The following is a 17,649-nucleotide window of genomic DNA, read 5'->3' as shown; positions in this document are numbered from 1 at the left end:
TCGGCTAACTCAATCCGCGTAAGACTCTTGCAAAGCCTACTCTTATATTCACGCTCTTGGCACCTATGAAGGGGTCGGATCGAGTGGCCTACGATATACTTCGGCGTTTTCAGCGCTGGTAACCCGAACCGCATAGCCTCTCGCCTTCAGCTCCGGATGTTTAATACAAAGTTCGGTTGCAAGCTGCTCTGCTCGATCAGAGACCCCCTTGATTCTTGTACTCCTCGCCACACGAGATCAAAAGAGTAGTATGGCATCGAGGGTCTCCCATTTTTCTCGAATTCACTCCATGAGGCGCACTTCGCGAGCCGCTCAGGACTCGTGAATGGTCCAGTCATGCGCATGGAGAGCAGTTGCGAGAAGCCGCATCTTTAGGCGGCGTCGTACGGCATAGTGAGTTTCAAGTGCAGATTATGCAACGAACGTAGAATTTACGCCGAAATTCTGCTGGCTCGAGCCATTTCGTTATGACTCAGGACATCAACGATCCTCGTTTGCATTTCGCCCTAGCGCTAGGCACGACAGTATAACGTTGTCGATGAGTCGGGTTGAGCCGATGAAGGCAGCGGCACAGAGTGCCGCAGTGCGCCGCAAAGGGCTTTCGGCAGGCTTGAGGGTACCAGCTTGGACGAGATCAAGGTACACCAGTCGATCGACGGTTGCCAATGTCTCTTTGCGATCGCGACCAGTCGATCAACATCGCGCTCTCCTGAACGAAACTCATCCGCTGCGGCGAACAGCCCACGGCTGCCGACGCTCTTCTGTGGACAGATATCGATTGCGGCTACTCATTGCGAGGCCGTCGGGCTCTCACACAGTTCGCACGGTAATGATCTCGATCGGAAGATTGAGATCAGCGGCCATACGACGAATGACTGCGCATTGCTGAAAATCCTTTTGCCCGAAAACCGCGATATCAGGCTGGACCATATTGAACAACTTGCAGACGACGGTTGCGACACCCCGAAAATGCCCGGGCCTGAAAGCTCCACCCAACGACTTTCCGAGTTCGCCGGACTCGACGAACGTTTCAAATTGCCGGGGTAGATTTCAGCTTCATCCGGAGCGAAGAGGATCGCAACCACGGCGTCGCGGCACAGTTTCGCATCGCGCGCGAAATCGCGTGGATAGTTGCTGAGATCCTCATTTGGACGGGACTGAGTGGGATTAACAAAGATGCTGACGACGGTGATATCGCATTGAGCCTTGCTCGCGTGGATAAGCGCCAAATGGCCGTCGTGCAGATAGCCCATTGTCAGACAAACCCAACCCACTTGTCGGCCTTACGCGCTTCGAGGAGGGCGTGGCGAAGCTGAGTGGCCGTCGTGATCGTGCGCATATCGTGCCTTACGTCCGGTTGGAGGGTGCCCATTTTGCGATTGTGTCGCTGAGGCCGTCGGGAAGCGGATAGGACTCGTCCGGTCCCGGAAATGAGCCGTCGCGAACCTCCGCAACCCAGCGCGAAAGCGCGTCCTGCAGCAGGTGAAAGCCGTCTGCAGGCGCGAACGAATTTGGGACGACGGCATGTCGTCAGGCCCAGCAGATCATGGAATACCAGCACCTGGCCCGTACACGCCGGCCGGGCGCCCATTTCCACTGGTTGGAATCGTCAGGGATTCGGTCGCCCGCGCCGCGAGCTCGGCCGGAATGCCCTCCAGGACAATGGCAAAGGATCCAGCCTCCTGCAGACGATGGGCGTCTTCGAGTAGCTGCAAGGCGTCATCGGCGATCCGGCCCTGCACTTTGAACCCGCCCATGACATTGACGCTCTGCGGAGTAAGGCCGAGATGGCCCATCACGGGAATTTCGCAATCGACCAATGCGCGCACCATCTCGATACGCTTGGCACCGCGCTCTAGCTTTACGGCATCCGCACCACGCTGGAGGAAACCTCCGGCATTGCGGATCGTCTCCTCCGGACTGAGGTGAAAGCTAAGAAACGGCATGTCGGCGACCAGCAACGCTTGAGGCCGTGTGCGCGCAACTGACTCAAGGTGATGATTCATCATCGCGATGCTGACCGGCAGGGTATTGTCGAATCCGAGGCAGACATTGCCAACGCTATCTCCAACCAGGATGATATCGACGATGGGATCGGCAATGCGCGCTGTAAACGCATCGTAGGCAGTGGTCATTGCGACACGCCGCCGCTCCTTTTTCCACCGCCGCAGCATTGGAATCGTGACCCGCTCAACAGGTCGCTCCGATATGTGGCTCATGTTGAGAATCCTGGTCCTGCAGTCACCACAAACTGTTGGGTTGAACGCCTCCTAGGCAAACCGAGAGGAAGCTGTCAACACGAGAGGAAGAAAGGATGCAGTTTTTTACGACGGGCGCCAGCCCTCATAACATTCCCAATGGTCGCGTCGTCAAATCCTATCTTACTCGTCATGCTATGCCGAAGGATCATCCCTCGGTCCGAACGAAAAGGCGGACGATCAGCGCACGGCCATCTTCATTTCTCGCGAGCAGCACTCATCTGTCGGCATACGGGGATCGCTTACCATGCGCTTGGCCGACCGCGGGCAGAGCCAACAAACAAAACGGGATCCATGCCAGGAAGAGCGAAAGGAAATGGAAGGGCGTGAGCGCCCCTGCGAGCGCTGTCGAGCAAACATCTTCGCGAAAGAGCTCGGCCGCAGCACGCTTGCGAGCCTTGTAAGCATTAAAGTCAATGATTGTTGCCGACACTTTGTGCTTCGGTGTCACTCTCTAGACCGTCAAAGTTGAGGTTAAGGACGGCTCTGGTCTACTCCGCCAAAGCCGCTCCGCTGTTAGCACGCGTTGCCACGACGCTAAGGTAAGTGCGACCTTCTTCGGAAGGCGCTCTGAGCCGAACTCCTGCACCACCTCAAATTGGCTGCCTCGGCCCAGCGGTCCGGGACCCGCCCACGCACCGGAGGCTTGGTGCACCGTCAGCCAGCGACACATCCGAAGATGGGTTCGTGTCATCAATTTCCATGAACTAGCCAGGACCTTTGTTCGGTACTCGGACCGTCAAGCAGCTAACAAGCAGCGAAGCCATTTGCGGTCGCACTCCCTCCGCGCCTTAAACCGATCGACACATTTTTTGGAACAAAGGGCTGTCCGCCAGAAGTAGTAGCGGACCAGTCCGAAGCTTCCTCCGCAGATCGCGCAGCACCTCACTGAACGACGGGAACTATGCAAGCCGTCTCGCATTCTCGCCTCCTGTCAGCGGTACGTGGATGCCCCCCTGGATTTTCACACCTGGCCACAGCAACGCCGGGCCTGCGCGTGTGCGCGTCCGGCGCTAAGACGGACGTCAGGCACAACGATTGGTCGTGTTGCGCCCTCGACGGCGAAGCCATGTGCCTATCGGCATACATCGACCGATCTTGCTGACTATAAGCCCTGGCTCTGTCCTGATTGATGCAACATGCGGGACCTTGACGACGAGATTCTGCATTATTCCTTATTTTTTCGAAGGATTTCAGCGGTTGATGCACAATACGGCGCGCTTGGCAGCGCTCGTTAGAGCACCACGCCAGCGTAGAATCCGGATTAGCAAAAGGAAGACTGCGATCGGCGTAGTATGCGCCCGCTGACGGTTCATTCCGAAATCGCCTGAGGAACTAGACTCGGGACCACTTGCTCTGGGGAGCGTGGTCAGACCATCATCCAAGCCACATGCATTGCTCCCACTTCTTTAGCAAAGCGCGCCGTCAGGCCAATGCATCAGCGGCGTCCCTGATGCCCGCGTAGACATCGTCAAGGTCTGCTACTGTCGCAGAATAGGGCGGCATCACATAGATCGTGTTTCCGAGCGGGCGCAGGAGCAGATTTCTGTCTTTAAAGAACGACTGAAGTTTGGGTCCAACGCCCGCCAAGTAGCCGCTATCGTTCGTTTTCAGATCTAGTGCTGTGATGGTTCCGGTTCTACGGACGTTTGCAAAGCGCGGATCGTCGCCGCATCAAATGTTGCTTGTTCAAGACCGCACGCTGGAAATGGGACTGATGTCACGTCGAACAACAGGGGCCCGTATGCCGCGCTGAACACGCCTCTCTCCCCAACCGACATCCCCCCGACTGTATCGCCGTGATAGGAATGCTGCATAACGACAATCCGCGTTCGCTGTTTGCCTGTATTATGCCAATAGCCGAGCGCCATCTTCAATGCGACTTCCACACTCGTGGAACCACTATCCGAAAAGAAAACATAGTCCAGACCAGGAGGCGTGACTTTTAGAAGCAGGGAAGCAACCTGCTCTGCCGGTTCATGAGTGTAGCCTGCGAAGATTATCTGGTTGAGCCTGCTTACCTGCTCCTGAATCGCACCAACGATACGCGGGTGGCAATGACCGTGCGTCACGACCCACCAGGACGATATCGCATCGATAATTCGGCACTCATTTGAGGTGTAGAGATAGGGTCCGTCACCACGCACGATCCTTGTCATTTCGCCTTGAAGCGCGTGCTGCGTGAATGGATGCCAGATCCGCGACTTACTTTTTGTCATCATGAATTCAAAAAATCATCGCGAACAAATGCGTCTTTGAAGGCGACTTCCAGCGACTCGGGCGTGAGGGGGGTAAGCCAAGGTAATCGCCCCAACCACTTCACCCGCCCGATCTCCCGAATGGCGCTTTCAGTCTCGGAATTTCTTTCGCCAATAAAGGCAATTCCAAGAACGCGGATCTGGCGCTTTCGTAGAGCCTCCAGAGAGAGTAGCGAGTGATTGATGGTGCCCAGTCGCGTGCTCGCGCAAAGCACGACCGGAAGCTGCCATCGCTCGAAGACGTCAATGTAAACTGTGCTGTAAGTCAACGGCGCCATCAGGCCGCCGGCGCCCTCGATCACAAGCGGCTGGTCTCTGGTGTGTGGAACTTTGAACGAATCCGCATCGATGCGAATACCGTCATTTTCCGCCGAATAATGGGGCGAAGCAGGCGTTTGAAGACGATAAAGCTCGGGCACGATCCGATCTGCACACAGGCCGCCCAATCGTGCGACGAGCTGGGCATCGGTCTCTCCTTCGAGGCCGGCTTGAACCGGCTTCCAATAATGCGCACCGAGTAGATTAGCCAGGCCTGCCGAAAAGACCGTCTTTCCGATCCCGGTATCCGTCCCCGTCACCACGATCCGCCGGCTCATCGAGCTTCGCCTCTTGTCTCCTCGAACAGAGCGTCGAGCATTCCACGCACGTGATCCTCCACGACATTAAGCGTTAGTGAAATTCGCAGGCGGGCGGTGCCCGCCGGAACGGTCGGCGGCCGGATTCCGCGGATATCGTAACCGCGCGATTGCAATCTTGATGCGAGCCACATCGCGCGCTCATTATCGCCCACGATATACGGCACGATCTGTGAGCCCGACAGGCTTTGCCCGCCGCGCGCGCCAATCTCCCGGTGCGTGAACGCGACCAGCTTGGACAAACGATCCTGGCGTTCCGGCTCATCTTCGAGAATCAAGAGGGCCTCCCGAACGGCAATGGCCATTATTGGCGAGGGCGCCGTTGCGAAGATGAACGGACGACAGCGATTGACCGCGAAGTCGCGCAGCACGCCGGAGGCCGTGACGAGCGCGCCGGCAGCGCCGAGCGCCTTGCCGCAGGTATGGACCACCAGTAGGTTCTCGCGGCTTTCGTAAGGAGCGGTCAGGCCTCGTCCCTGCTTCCCGTAGACGCCCGTGGCATGGGCCTCATCCACCATGATGAACGCGTCATGACGGTCGGCGATCGCCATCAACTCGTCGAGCGGCGCGAAATCGCCGTCCATGCTGTAGAGACTTTCGACCACGATCCAGATGCGGCCGGCTCCGCCTTGAGCCCGCCAACCGCGAATTGTGTCTTCGACCGACTGCGGATCGTTATGGCCGCTTGTCCGAAACTCGGCCCGGCCTGCGCGCGTCCCTTCATGAATACTTGCATGTACGAGAGAATCGATGACGAGCAAGTCGCCTCGTTGCGGCAGGGTCGTCAGGACAGCGAAATTTGCGAGATATCCGCTGCCAAAAAAGAACCGGGCTGCTTCTGCTTCAACAGCCTCGTGCTCCTCGCAATTGCCTCGTAAGAGCCTCGAGCCGCCGGCGCCGACCGGCGTACCCTCTTCGAGCGCGGCGCAAATGGCTTTCCTCATACGAGGTGTGCTTGGGAGCGCCAGATAGTCATTCGATGCAAAATCGGTACCTGCGCGCGGCCTAAGCCTACGGAGCCGACCGTCAGCTTCCAGAGCACGCAAGGCCGCGACGTAGTTGCCAACTTTGCACGAATCGATTGGGTGCATACTTCACTCTCAGGTCGCCGTTTCTCACCATCGCAAAGAAAAGTGGGCTACTGGTCGGCTCCTTGAATTTCAGGCCGGCAAAATGCGGTTTTCGCGGTCGACCCTTACCACTCGCGAACTGAACCTTCGCGCCTCCCTCTCGCTGAAAGACGCGTAAGCCACGATGATGAGTTTATCTCCAGGTATCGCGAGTCGCGCAGCTGCACCATTCAGAGCTACGGTGCCCGAGCCTTCTGGAGCCTCGATTGCGTAGGTGCCAAACCGCGCACCGGTTTCGGCGTTGTAGATATCGACGCGTTCGTTGATTGCGATTCCCGCCGCATCAAGCAGCTTACGATTGATCGCAATCGCACCTTCGTGATGTAGATCAGCTTCGGCTAGCGAGGCGCGATGGATTTTTCCTTTCATCAAAATGATCCGCATCCGTCACCCGAGCAAAGTTTGGCGCGCTTGTTGGTCTGCCCCCATAGGCCGGAGCTAATGCCAAGCCGGTCCAGCAAATTTGTATCGCGGCAGGTTTGCGGATTGTTGGTGGTCAAGAGCACGTCTCCAATGAAGATTGAATTCGCGCCGGCCAAAAAGCACAGCGCCTGAAGTTCATCGGTCATATATTGCCGTCCCGCCGATAAACGCAGCACGCTTCTGGGCATCATGGTCCGGGCCGTCGCGACCAGCCGCACGATCGCGATTGGATCTGGGGTATCCGCAGTGTCATTGACCGGGACCCCCATGACTTCATTCCAAAGGTTGATCGGTACGCTTTCCGGATGACTAGGCAAATTGGCGAGCAGCACGAGCATGCTAATGCGATCCTCGACACGTTCGCCCATGCCAATGATACCGCCGCAGCAAAGACTAATTCCGGCCTCGCGCACGTGCGCTAACGTCTCAATGCGATCCTGCAAGGTGCGTGTTGTGATGATCTTTTCGTAGAACTCCGGCGATGTGTCGACGTTGTGATTATAGAAATCGAGTCCGGCCTCAGAGAGCCGCACAGCCTGCCTCGCCGTCAGCATACCAAGCGTGACGCAGGCCTGCATCCCAAGGGCCTTAACCGCACGAATCATATCGCAGACCTGGTCGAGATCCCGGTCTTTCGGACTGCGCCACGCGGCGGCCATGCAGAAGCGGGTAGCGCCCGCCTCCTTCGCGGCCTGCGCCGCGGCGACTACTTCAGTCCGGCCTATCAGGCGAGTAGCTTTGACTCCGGTTTCATAATGGGCACTCTGCGAGCAATAGCCGCAATCTTCGGGACAGCCGCCGGTCTTGATGCTGAGAAGGCTTGCGGTCTCGACGCGGTTGGGATCGAAATGGCCGCGGTGAAGGCTCTGCGCCCCAAACATCAGATCGGCAAAGGGCAGACCATAAATGGCTTCGGCCTCGGCGCGTGTCCAATCACTGCGAACCACTGGATTCTTGCTGCCCACATTCGCTTCAACCCTTATTCCAACAATCATGCGGCCCTTTCTATATCCGCGAAGCCGATCATAGATACGTCCCCCAAGTTATCGATAATTTCTGATTAGGCTGAATGCCAATGGAACGTTCAAGAGACCCGATTCTTGGAGGTTGCTGCTCCGAGCACCCCTCTCGACTAGCGTTCGCTGACTATAAAGTCGCGAGAAAGCGCAAAGGCCGCGAAACGGACGAACGACTGCAGAAATCCTGCACGGTCGGGCGCTTCTTATGCTTTATGCAACGCGCCGGCTCATGATAGATAATCTATCGTGAGCAAAGAGAACATGACGATTGTGGAGCGCATTGCCGGTTCAATCGGTGAGCGCATTATCAGCGGCGCGCTGGAGCCGGATGCGCCGCTGCGGCAGGATCAGATTGCTCGTGAGTTCAAGTCAAGCCACGTCCCGGTGCGCGAGGCTTTTCGACAACTTGAGTCCCAACATCTGGTTGTGGCCCTACCCCGTCGGGGCGTTCGAGTTGCTCCCTTCGATACCGGGTCAGTAAAAGAAATCGCCGAGATGCGCGCAGCGCTCGAAGTGGTTGCGCTGCGCAATGCGGCTCACAAGCTCACCTCTCACCACCTGGCACGGATCGAGGTCGCCCTGCTTGAAGGAGACAATGCCCGGACGATCGAGGATTTCGAGATAGCTAACCGAGCGTTCCACCGTGCGCTGGTTGCTCCTTGCGCGATGCCGCGCCTGCTTTCGAGCCTCGACGGCCTACAGCTTGCCAACTCTCGATCAGTGTTCGCGATGGCGCGAAGTAGCGGGTGGCGACCGCGTCCCAATCTGGATCATCGCTTGATTCTGCAGGCGCTGCGTGCACGCAACGTCGATCAAGCTTGCAACCTGCTCGCACGCCACATTCAGACGATTGAGCGCCTTGTTCTTCGGTCTAGCATGCCCGGGAGGCCAGCCAGCAACCATGTTGCCGCCTGGAGCGAGACGCAGTCGTTGACGTTGTAGCGGACCCGATCCAGCGATCGACATGCAACCTTCTTGCGGCATCACTCACGGCCATCCATGATTCGTCACATCGTCTTGTTCAGCGCGAAAGATACCGCCCACGTCGATCAGATTATCGACGGCCTATCCGTCCTCACCGCAATTCCTCATGCACGGCGGCTGGAGGTGGCTCGCAATCGCAAGACCGACCAGCTCGGCAACGATATCGATGTTGTGGTCTATGGAGAGTTCGACAACGAGACTGAACTTGCGGCTTACAAAGCGCATGATCTATATCAGGAGTCGATCAGGCGGATACGACCACTACGGGAGCTGCGGGTTGCGGCCGATTACAATGCATTAACAGATACACGTTTCAACTCAACAGAAGCGGCAAGCTAGATTCCTGGATACCATTATTGTCAATTGGTGGGCATTACGCTGACACGCAATCGTCGAAGCTTGCGGATCGCAGACGAGTGTCGCTCTCGTTTGATGGAGATCTCGAAGAGAGCGCGCCTTACCGCACCAGATGTGGGGAACTAACGGTAGATGCATGTCCGCGAGCTGCAGTGGGTCGAGCCTGTCGCGGCCATGCGACGGCTTTGGGGGCGGCCTCACCTTACGTTCCTGGATAGCGCGGCAAGACATAAGCTACTTGGACGCTACTCATATCTAACCTGCGCCCCGTTCGGCACCTATACAGTTGCGGATGGACAGGCGAGTTGCAACGGATCGATCCTCGCGGGCGATCCATGGAACGCTCTAGGTGCGCTGCTCGCCATCTATCCGCAACAGCATTGTCCCGATCTGCCGCCTTTCCAGGGCGGAGTCGCCGGCTTCATTGGTTACGATCTGAACAGGACGGTTGAGCGATTGCCAGCACCAGAAAACCCTGGGCAGCGTCTTCCTCAAGCCATGATGCATCTTTATGACGTCGTCGTCAGCTTCGACCATCGCGATGGCAGATGCTGGATCGTCTCTACCGGATGGCCGGAGCAGGATCCTGCACGGAGGGCCGAGCGTGCACACCGCAGGGCCGAGGAGTTTGCAGCACTGCTTACCAGCCCCACCGCGCCTCAAGCCGCCCTTGCAGGTGCAGTTGGCACATGGCGTTCGAATTTCAGTCGCGAGGAGTACATTGCGGCGATCGAGCGGGTCATCGAATTGATACTAGCCGGCGACTTCTTTCAGGCCAATATTGCGCAACAGTTCAGTGCCCGGGTGTCAGCCTCATTTGATCCACTTGCCCTCTACTGCCGATTGCGGGCGTTGAACCCCGCTCCCTTTGCCGCACTCCTACGCTACGGCAAGTTGACCATTGCATCTAGTTCGCCGGAACGATTTTTGAAGCTTGACGGACGCAAGGTCGAAACTCGGCCCATCAAGGGCACGATTGCGCGTTCCGGAGACTCCGCAGAAGACCAGCGCCGCGCCGAAATTCTCCTTGCGTCGGAAAAGGACCGCGCCGAAAACACGATGATCGTCGACCTTCTGCGTAACGATCTGTCACGTGTTTGCAGCGCGGATTCGGTCGAGGTTTCAGCGCTATGCGGCCTTGAATCCTATGCCTCGGTACACCACCTCGTATCGGTTGTTACAGGTGAACTCGCCAGGCCAAATGACGCGGTCACCCTGCTTCGCGCCTGCTTTCCCGGCGGCTCCATAACCGGGGCGCCAAAGATACGATCCATGCAAATTATTGCCGAAATCGAACAGGTGGCGCGAGAAGTCTATTGCGGGGCGATCGGCTTTATTGGTTTCAACGGACACATGGACACAAACATTGCAATCCGCACTGTCACGATCGACGACGATTTGGCTGTGTTTCATGCGGGTAGCGGCATAACTGCAATGTCGAAGCCCGAGGCTGAGTACCAGGAGACCCTCGCCAAGGCCCAGCGGATCTTTGATGCATTTCATGAAGCATCCGGTGCATTTTGATTATTATTGTCGACAACTACGACTCGTTCGTTTTCAACATTGCCCGTTACTTCCGCAAGCTCGGTGAAGCGACGGACGTGATCCGAAACGACGCCATCAGTGTCAGCGATCTTGTTGGCCTTAAGCCGCTTGCGGTGGTCATATCGCCTGGTCCCGGCGTTCCAACTGAGGCCGGAATATCTACCGCCGTTATCCGTGAACTTTCGGGGCGGATCCCAATTCTAGGAATCTGCCTCGGACACCAGTGTGTTGGGAGCGTTTTCGGTGGGCGCGTGGCGCGCGCACGTCGCCCAATGCACGGTCGATGCTCGTACGTAACGCATGATGGCCGCGGACTGTTCGACAAGCTCCCCTCCCCACTTTCCGTTGGGCGTTACCATTCTCTCATCGTTGAGCTCGATGAAACAAGCGCGCCCGATCTCATGGTGACAGCGGGTTCGGAGGAAGGTGAGATCATGGCCCTTGCCCACCGCTATGAACCAACTTTTGGCGTGCAATTTCATCCGGAGTCGATCCTTACCCAACAAGGGCACTTGCTGTTCATGAACTTCGCGCGGCTCGCAAGGAACCTCCGCCGCGTGAGAACCACAAGTCTCTTCACATAATCATCTAGGTCGATCATCTAGGTCGCTGTCATTAATATTGCCCGCTAAGGTCGGGGGATCGCCGTCCAAAATTCGAACGCCGATTGGTGGATCGCCCCCTTTCATTCCAACCGTCCGAGCGGCAGCGGTGGCAGGCAGAGTGTCAGCGTCAGCATCACTTCGAAGTCGAAAAAAGAGCGCTAGGTCGCGGCCAAGTCTGACGCATTACTTGCGTGCAGGGATGTACTCGAGCGCAGTCATTCAATCACCGATCTCCATCTCGCCGAGCGATTCGGGTCCGAAGTTGTCGATGGTTAAAAGGGCGGCCGAGTTCGGTGCTGCAGTGCTGCAGCTTCAAGAACGTGGTGATTTCGGGTTGCGCGCAACACGTCGTACCGATCAGCGCTGAGCCGTCGTGGAGCCTTCTCTCGAAATGAGCGGCCGAAGCCCGTCAAGAAGACAGGCGATGATGCCCGTCGCGGCCGCCGGTTCTACGCGAGTCGTGGCAACAGCGACCTAAAAGCAAGTTATTCTGATTTGGTGCTTGTAGTCGCGCTCGGCGCGACCTGTGATGCTCACATTGTGATTGGATCTGAGTTCTTCATCATGGCGGGAATCGACAACATGAAAGGCCTCCGGCGGGCATGCCGGAGGCCTTCTTGGAGGTTACACTTAGATGTCTAGAGCCGCTTCTTTTCTCCTTCCCCTGGTTGAAAGACTTACCAGTTGCGCTGAGCGCGGAGCAGGAGCGTGAGGGCGCCCTGGTCCTTCAACGCATAGGCTGCAGCCGGTTTTGCGAGACTCGATTGCAGCGGAAGGTTCACCGTGCTTCCGCTCGCATATTTCTGGTCAAGAATGGCGTAAGCGAGATCGGCCGAGAAAGTCAGATTCTTGACGGGGGTCCAGCGAGTGATCACACCGACCACTCCGTAGTCGAAGTCAGGGTTACATCCAGCGAGGCCGCTTGAGAGCGCGAGAGTCGGCACGACGGCACCGCAGATATACCCCTTGGCTGTGGTGTTATATCGAACAGCGGCCCACCCACCGTAGAGAGCAGTGTTCCAGTATGGATTCCAATTGTGGGTATAAGCACCCATGATTCCATACGTAGTGGTGAGCTGCTGACCCGAACCGGTCACGAACACAGAGTCTGAGAGACCAGCAAGGCCGACACTCTGGTAAGTACCAGTGAGGCCCGTACCGCCATACATATTAAAGGTCGAGGTCAAATAGCTGTTGAAATTGTAGCGGCTTGCACCATTCGTGTACACGCCTGACACGTTGATCGTGTCACCCGCGCCAGTCGGGATATTCTTGATCGACAATCCCAGCTGTCCAGCCCAGCCCCACTTGTCGCCCGGATGGCCCGTGGTTTCATCGGCGCCGTAATAGCCGGCGTGATTGTCATGCGCGGCGAAGGAGGCTTGGAAGAGGCCCCAAGCCTGATCAACCCGAAGCATGGCCACGAGATCAGGAGACCGCGTACCGCCAATGTCGTTCAGACCATAGGCTCCGGTTGCCAGACCCGCAGCCGTTGCGCCGCTGACGTTCCAGACGTTGGTTGTATAATTGGCGACCTGATCCTGGGCGGAGAAGGAGGCCGTGATGCCTTGACCGAAGTCAGCAGTATAGGTGACTTGGTTCACGGGCTCCCAGCCGCCGCCGCCTGGCAGACCGTCGAAGTTGTTGCCCGGATAATTGGTCCAGGGCGTGGAGAACTGCGAATTGGCTTTACCGAACGTGAAACCAGCGAACTGGATGAACGCATTCCAGACGGACAGGCCACCACCCGAGATCTGATTGGTTGTCGACGAGCTGTAGGCGGTCGCGCCATTCACCGCACTTGTGCCGGCACCGGAATAGCCGCCCGAGGTCCAGGTGAAGGCCCCATCAAAGAAGGTACGGACCATGCCATACTCGGTCGCGGTGCGCGTATCGATGTAGAGATATTCGCGGGATTTGGCGGTGTAGTAGTTGCTGAGACGGTTGTGCGCAGCACCCACGCCAGCGTTGGCGGTGTCATAAAGACCGTTTGTGGCCAAACCGACTTCTGCACGAATGTAACCACCCAGCCTGATGCACGTATCGGTACCCGGGATGTAGTAGAAGCCCGCGCCATATAGGGAACAAACCTTCACGTACTCGATCGCCTTCGCTTTCACGGGAAGATCGGCTGCCTCCGCTCCAGCTCCAGCGAGCATGGCCGCGGAGCCTAGGATGAGACTCTTCGTTAGTTTCATGGATGAACCTCCAAGTTGGAAACGTCGTTTCCGTCCTTCAAAGATCCGCCGCGGCTAGCCTCACCCCACGGGCTGGGTTGCTTGACGGAACGACTCGAGGCGCCCCCTCGGTGTCCATCGACATTTACTTACCTCATGTAATTATCGCAATTCATTAATTGCACGAACTTACCGTTCTTTCCTACGTGTGTCAATTGCGCAACGTCACTACGCGCGGGCTCAATAAGGCAGCAAAAAGCCTCCAGTGGGGCACCCTGGAGGCTCTTACTTGGAGGCCGTGAGCAATCTGTGCAGGGGGAAAAACTAAGTACTCACAAGACTTTGCTTATAGTATGTAATTATTAAGTTCAATTATTTTTACATGGCCTCTATGTCCTGTACGCTCTTCCTCGTGTAACTGAAGGCGGGTACCTGTTCTTTCTTGAGGTGCCGCGCGCTTTGGCGGTGAGATTAAAAGTTTGGCAGAAAGACCAAAATGACCGGGAAAGAGCAGCTCGATCGAGCCGTGAAAGATTTCATCTGGAACATCGTTGAGATTCACTCCCAGATCGAGGAGATACACAAGGGCTGGGCTCAACTATTGGGGATTACGGAACACCAGTGGTTAATTCTAATGGCAATTGATGAGCTTGATCAGGGGGGCGGAGTTTCGGGGATCGCGGTCGCGAACAAACTACGGGTCAATCCCCCCTTTGTGACTAACCAAACGAAGAGACTGGAGAACATGCAGCTTCTAGCCCGTGTGCCCTCGTCCGATGATGCAAGATTTGTTCTGATGTCGTTGACTGAAAAGGCGCGTACCGGAATTGCTAAGCTATCAATCAAGAGAGAAGCGCTCAACTCCACTATGTTTGAAGGACTAGACGAAGCCTCCGTTGATTACCTGAACAAGCGACTAGCCGTTATCGCGACGAGTAGCCGATTGGCATCTCAGAAGCTCAATATAGGTGTGCTGTAGGAAGCAAGGCTCAGCGACGCTGAGATAGGCAGCACATGGTCTACGAGGCAGGGCCGGGCGGGCTGCGCCGCGAGAGACCTCTGGCTTCGTGATCCCGTGGCACAAAAGTTCTTAAGGTACCGCGATGAGATCGCGCTGGCACTCGAGCTCAAGCGTAATACGCTGCTCGCTCAGTAAGGTCCAACAAATCCAAGTCACGGATTAGTGCCAGTGATGATCTGATCGATTTTGCTGACGCCTGAAGCTGAGGAGAGCTTGTGCTCCAACCAGCCGAAGATGGAATCATCGGAAGTTACAAAATTCTCGATCTCACCGCCCGAACTACGGATAATCCGCGGAACTGCCAAATCGAGATCTCCCCCTGCCGCGATGCAATCAGCTTGTAGTTGGATCGCCTCTGAAAGGCTGACTAAGCCGCGCCCTCCGGCGACCACAAGAGCAGGGCATGTCAATTGCGCCGATATTGCATCGTGTTGGGCTGCTCCATCTACGCCCCGAGTGATCCAGCTGATACCCGCTCGAGTCCTCACCCAATTCCAAAGACCACCGTCGCATACAGCCGCAGCGACGCTGTGATCAGACGCCGCGAGATCAGTTGCGAGAGCGGCAGACAAACCTTCCCCAAAGACGCCAATTCGAGCAGCGTCAACATCGGGTCGAACTGACAGATAATCCAAGCAGCAAGATAGCAAGGCCTCCGATTGACTGCGAGATCGATGTGGAATGTCGTCGTGGGAGATAACGAGAACCGACATGCCTCGGCCAATCACGACGGGCAAGAGCCTTCCGAGCAAGGTCGCCCCTGTTTCGTTTTCCATACTAATGCAAATGATTGCTGGGGCAGGCGCATCAGGATCGCCAGCTGGCAAGTAGTAGGCTAGGAGTTCGATCTGATCGCAGGGCGCTATCGTTACCTGTTCTATTTGGCGCACCAGGGAGGATTTCAGCCTCTGAATGCCCATCACGACTTTGCTCGAAAGGTCCTCACTTCGTGTGTCGTCTTCGTCAACCAGCCGCCGAGCGACTTCGAAGGCAGTCAGCGCACAGAGCCAAGCCTCGGTCGCCTCATCGACGGCACCGTTTTTGATGTTTGAGTCTCCAAGAAGGCAGTGATGATCTCCGATCTGTGTCCATCTGGCGATCCAGTCCTGCCGGCCTATGGCCATGTAGTCATTCTCGACAGGTAAATTGTCCAGGAAAGACGCCGCGTATCGCCTTGCAGATGAAAGATCCCCCTCCACTTGAGGCCAAGCAGCGTACTCCATCCGATTTCGCCCCCTCATTGGCGGATCTTCACTTTCCGTTCAGGACCGAGTTAGCAGCCCCAAACGTCGTCGGAGATACGAGCTGCATCGACCCTACCGGCAAGTGTCAGCTCTGGCTCAAGCATTCTCCATGTTACGGAAATATTACGGAGTGCATAACGCCGAAATGCCCCAATATCGGACCTCGCAAGTCCGAAATTCTGCGCCCAATCGGGAAGTTCGAACTTTTTCGGCGATGTCTCGCGCGCGTCCAGACTATTCGGGACTTAAAAGACCTAATTTCGGGATATCAGCATATCTCTGGATGGCTTGGCCAAAGCCTTTTCGAGGAGCTGCACCCTCCCTGGCCGTGGCCTCAGAGGCGATCTCCAGTCCTTAAAGCGACAGGCCGCGCTAGCGCCCAAAGTTCCAGTCGAGACTGGCTGAGCAGTCATGCCGGTCACGCTACTTGCCGGGTTCGCGCTCGGTAGATCCGAGCAAGCTGCTCACCTACCTCGGCGATCAGAACCCGGCTTAAACGCGAACGGATCCTCGATACGCCAGAATTGATCTTGATTTGTGAATTGCACTCTGATTGCCAGAGCCGCTCCGCGGTCGAATAGATTCATCCGCTATCTCGTAGCGAGGTCATGCCTCCGCCGGCGCAAGCCCGAATATAAGCGGCTCTGCGGGAACTAAGTCAGTCACGACACTGATGCCGAAGCGTCGTTTGACATATGATGGCCGCAGGTTTGGAAACGAGCCATGGGCCGCCACGCGGCGTTAGCATGTGGACCGTTGACGGCAGCCGCAGTCGTTTGACGAGGAGGGCGAGTGCTGTAACCGCGATTGATCTTCTCGAAAAGCGGATCTTGTCGCCATAGCCGCCGCACGAACCCTGGCCCGTTACCCGAACACCAGATCGACCCAAGCTCCTCCGCGCGAAGCGCGACCGCCGCGTTGCATCGAATTCGCGAGAAGTCGTCGACATTGCCGACGGCTATTGCTCCCGCTTCAAAATGGGCGCCGAATATTGGGATCAGCCAAATCTTGAGAGGAACACAAACAAACGTTGGCCTATCGGTCGACCGACGATTCCTAAGCAGCGGGTCTTGAGACTACAGGAAACTTCAAAAATGTAACAAAGCTGTTCGAAATTGTTGCTCTGGGACGCCGAGCTTTCAACGTAGTGAAACGAAATCTTTGCCCCTATCTTCACCAGGAGGAAAATCATGGATTTGAGCGGCGTTCCGGCAATCGTGACAGGCGGCGGCTCGGGTCTTGGTGCCGCAACGGCACGCGCCATGGCGAGCAAGGGCGCGAAAGTGACCGTCATCGACATCAGTCGCGATAATGTCGAACGCGTCGCGGCGGAGATTCACGGTGTGAGCGCGGTCGCAGACGTCTCGATCGAGGAACAAGTGAAATCGGCTTTGGACAAGAGCGAGGCAGCACATGGCGTGGCCCGCGTCCTCGTCAACTGCGCCGGGATTGGCGGCGGCGGCAAGCGTACGCTTGGGAAGGACGGTCCCTATCCTCTCGACCAGTTCACGCGAGTAATAAACGTTAACCTGATCGGAACGTTCAACATGATCCGTCTTGCCGCGCAGAGGCTCGCAGCAGAGCCGACGCAAGGCGAGGAACGCGGAGTCTTCATCAATACTGCCAGTATTGCCGCCTACGATGGACAAATCGGACAAGCCGGCTACGCGGCCTCCAAGGCCGGCATCGCCGGAATGACGCTGCCCATCGCGCGGGATCTCTCCAAGCTCAAGATCCGAGTTAATACCATCGCGCCTGGCTTGTTTCTTACTCCGATGCTGATGGGACTGAGCGAGGAAGTGCGGGCCAGTCTGGCCAAGCAGGTGCCACACCCTGCACGGCTTGGCAGCCCGGATGAGTACGCTGCCCTCGCGATTCACATCGCGGAAAATGCGATGCTCAACGGCGAGACCATTCGGCTTGACGGCGCGATCCGGATGGCACCAAATTGAAGCCCGGACAACAAGCTGAGAAAGAGCTCCCGCGGCGTCAT

At 56.9% G+C, this 17,649-nt stretch carries 12 protein-coding genes and 3 pseudogenes; 6 read left to right on the top strand and 9 right to left on the bottom strand.

Annotation, left to right across the window (positions count from 1 at the left end):
• Nucleotides 1–480 precede the first annotated feature (480 nt).
• The 7 genes and pseudogenes from panC to bioB all read right to left on the bottom strand — a co-directional run bounded on the left by panC (nucleotide 481) and on the right by bioB (nucleotide 7,699).
• Nucleotides 481–1,253: pseudogene (gene panC / locus BRA1253DRAFT_RS29580) on the bottom strand (pantoate--beta-alanine ligase).
• A 94-nt stretch (nucleotides 1,254–1,347) separates the two neighbouring features.
• Nucleotides 1,348–2,219: pseudogene (panB, locus tag BRA1253DRAFT_RS29575) on the bottom strand (3-methyl-2-oxobutanoate hydroxymethyltransferase).
• A gap of 1,464 nt (nucleotides 2,220–3,683) precedes the next feature.
• A pseudogene (locus BRA1253DRAFT_RS29570) lies at nucleotides 3,684–4,480 on the bottom strand (aminotransferase class III-fold pyridoxal phosphate-dependent enzyme).
• On the bottom strand, nucleotides 4,477–5,112 hold the full coding sequence (gene bioD / locus BRA1253DRAFT_RS29565) for a dethiobiotin synthase (RefSeq protein WP_007600457.1): 636 nt from the start codon (nucleotides 5,110–5,112) through the stop codon (nucleotides 4,477–4,479). The pseudogene BRA1253DRAFT_RS29570 and the gene bioD overlap by 4 nt, the downstream one beginning before the upstream one ends.
• Entirely contained in the window at nucleotides 5,109–6,242 is a 1,134-nt protein-coding gene (locus BRA1253DRAFT_RS29560) for an 8-amino-7-oxononanoate synthase (RefSeq protein ID WP_007600456.1), read from the bottom strand. The genes bioD and BRA1253DRAFT_RS29560 overlap by 4 nt, the downstream gene beginning before the upstream one ends.
• Before the next feature lie 69 nt (nucleotides 6,243–6,311).
• Complete coding sequence (gene panD, locus BRA1253DRAFT_RS29555) at nucleotides 6,312–6,665, bottom strand: aspartate 1-decarboxylase (RefSeq protein WP_035994193.1); 354 nt, start codon at nucleotides 6,663–6,665, stop codon at nucleotides 6,312–6,314.
• Nucleotides 6,650–7,699, bottom strand: coding sequence for a biotin synthase BioB (bioB, locus tag BRA1253DRAFT_RS29550; protein WP_007600454.1), 1,050 nt, complete (start codon nucleotides 7,697–7,699; stop codon nucleotides 6,650–6,652). Before bioB ends, panD begins: the two co-directional genes overlap by 16 nt.
• Before the next feature lie 285 nt (nucleotides 7,700–7,984).
• Between bioB and BRA1253DRAFT_RS29545 the strand changes: the two genes are divergently transcribed.
• From BRA1253DRAFT_RS29545 to BRA1253DRAFT_RS29530, 4 genes are all read left to right on the top strand, one after another.
• A complete protein-coding gene (locus BRA1253DRAFT_RS29545; RefSeq protein WP_007600453.1) occupies nucleotides 7,985–8,665 on the top strand; it encodes a GntR family transcriptional regulator in 681 nt (226 codons plus the stop codon).
• A 57-nt stretch (nucleotides 8,666–8,722) separates the two neighbouring features.
• Nucleotides 8,723–9,046 carry a Dabb family protein gene (locus tag BRA1253DRAFT_RS29540; RefSeq protein WP_007600452.1) on the top strand — a complete coding sequence of 108 codons (324 nt, stop codon included), beginning with the start codon at nucleotides 8,723–8,725 and terminating at the stop codon, nucleotides 9,044–9,046.
• Between the two features lie 150 nt (nucleotides 9,047–9,196).
• Entirely contained in the window at nucleotides 9,197–10,588 is a 1,392-nt protein-coding gene (pabB, locus tag BRA1253DRAFT_RS29535; protein ID WP_007600450.1) for an aminodeoxychorismate synthase component I, read from the top strand.
• Nucleotides 10,585–11,193, top strand: coding sequence for an aminodeoxychorismate/anthranilate synthase component II (locus BRA1253DRAFT_RS29530; protein WP_035994192.1), 609 nt, complete (start codon nucleotides 10,585–10,587; stop codon nucleotides 11,191–11,193). The genes pabB and BRA1253DRAFT_RS29530 overlap by 4 nt, the downstream gene beginning before the upstream one ends.
• A gap of 698 nt (nucleotides 11,194–11,891) precedes the next feature.
• Here BRA1253DRAFT_RS29530 and BRA1253DRAFT_RS29525 read toward each other — a convergent pair.
• Nucleotides 11,892–13,412, bottom strand: a complete 1,521-nt coding sequence (locus BRA1253DRAFT_RS29525) for a porin (protein ID WP_007600449.1) — start codon at nucleotides 13,410–13,412, stop codon at nucleotides 11,892–11,894.
• A 475-nt stretch (nucleotides 13,413–13,887) separates the two neighbouring features.
• Here BRA1253DRAFT_RS29525 and BRA1253DRAFT_RS29520 point away from each other — a divergent pair, with 475 nt between their 5' ends.
• Nucleotides 13,888–14,370 (top strand): MarR family winged helix-turn-helix transcriptional regulator, encoded by a 483-nt coding sequence (locus BRA1253DRAFT_RS29520; protein WP_007600447.1) that lies wholly within the window; start codon nucleotides 13,888–13,890, stop codon nucleotides 14,368–14,370.
• Nucleotides 14,371–14,564: 194 nt separating this feature from the next.
• Here BRA1253DRAFT_RS29520 and BRA1253DRAFT_RS29515 read toward each other — a convergent pair whose 3' ends face one another.
• On the bottom strand, nucleotides 14,565–15,635 hold the full coding sequence (locus BRA1253DRAFT_RS29515; RefSeq protein WP_007600445.1) for an alpha/beta hydrolase: 1,071 nt from the start codon (nucleotides 15,633–15,635) through the stop codon (nucleotides 14,565–14,567).
• 1,211 nt (nucleotides 15,636–16,846) lie between these two features.
• Here BRA1253DRAFT_RS29515 and BRA1253DRAFT_RS29505 point away from each other — a divergent pair.
• The gene (locus tag BRA1253DRAFT_RS29505) at nucleotides 16,847–17,608 is read left to right on the top strand and encodes an SDR family NAD(P)-dependent oxidoreductase (protein ID WP_007600444.1); all 762 of its coding nucleotides are present in this window, start codon (nucleotides 16,847–16,849) and stop codon (nucleotides 17,606–17,608) included.
• Nucleotides 17,609–17,649 lie beyond the last annotated feature (41 nt).

It is taken from the genome of Bradyrhizobium sp. WSM1253, from assembly GCF_000244935.1.
GTDB classification, from domain to species: Bacteria; Pseudomonadota; Alphaproteobacteria; order Rhizobiales; family Xanthobacteraceae; genus Bradyrhizobium; species Bradyrhizobium canariense.
Note: the sequence above shows the minus strand (reverse complement) of the source record. Positions and strands in the feature narration are given on the sequence as shown.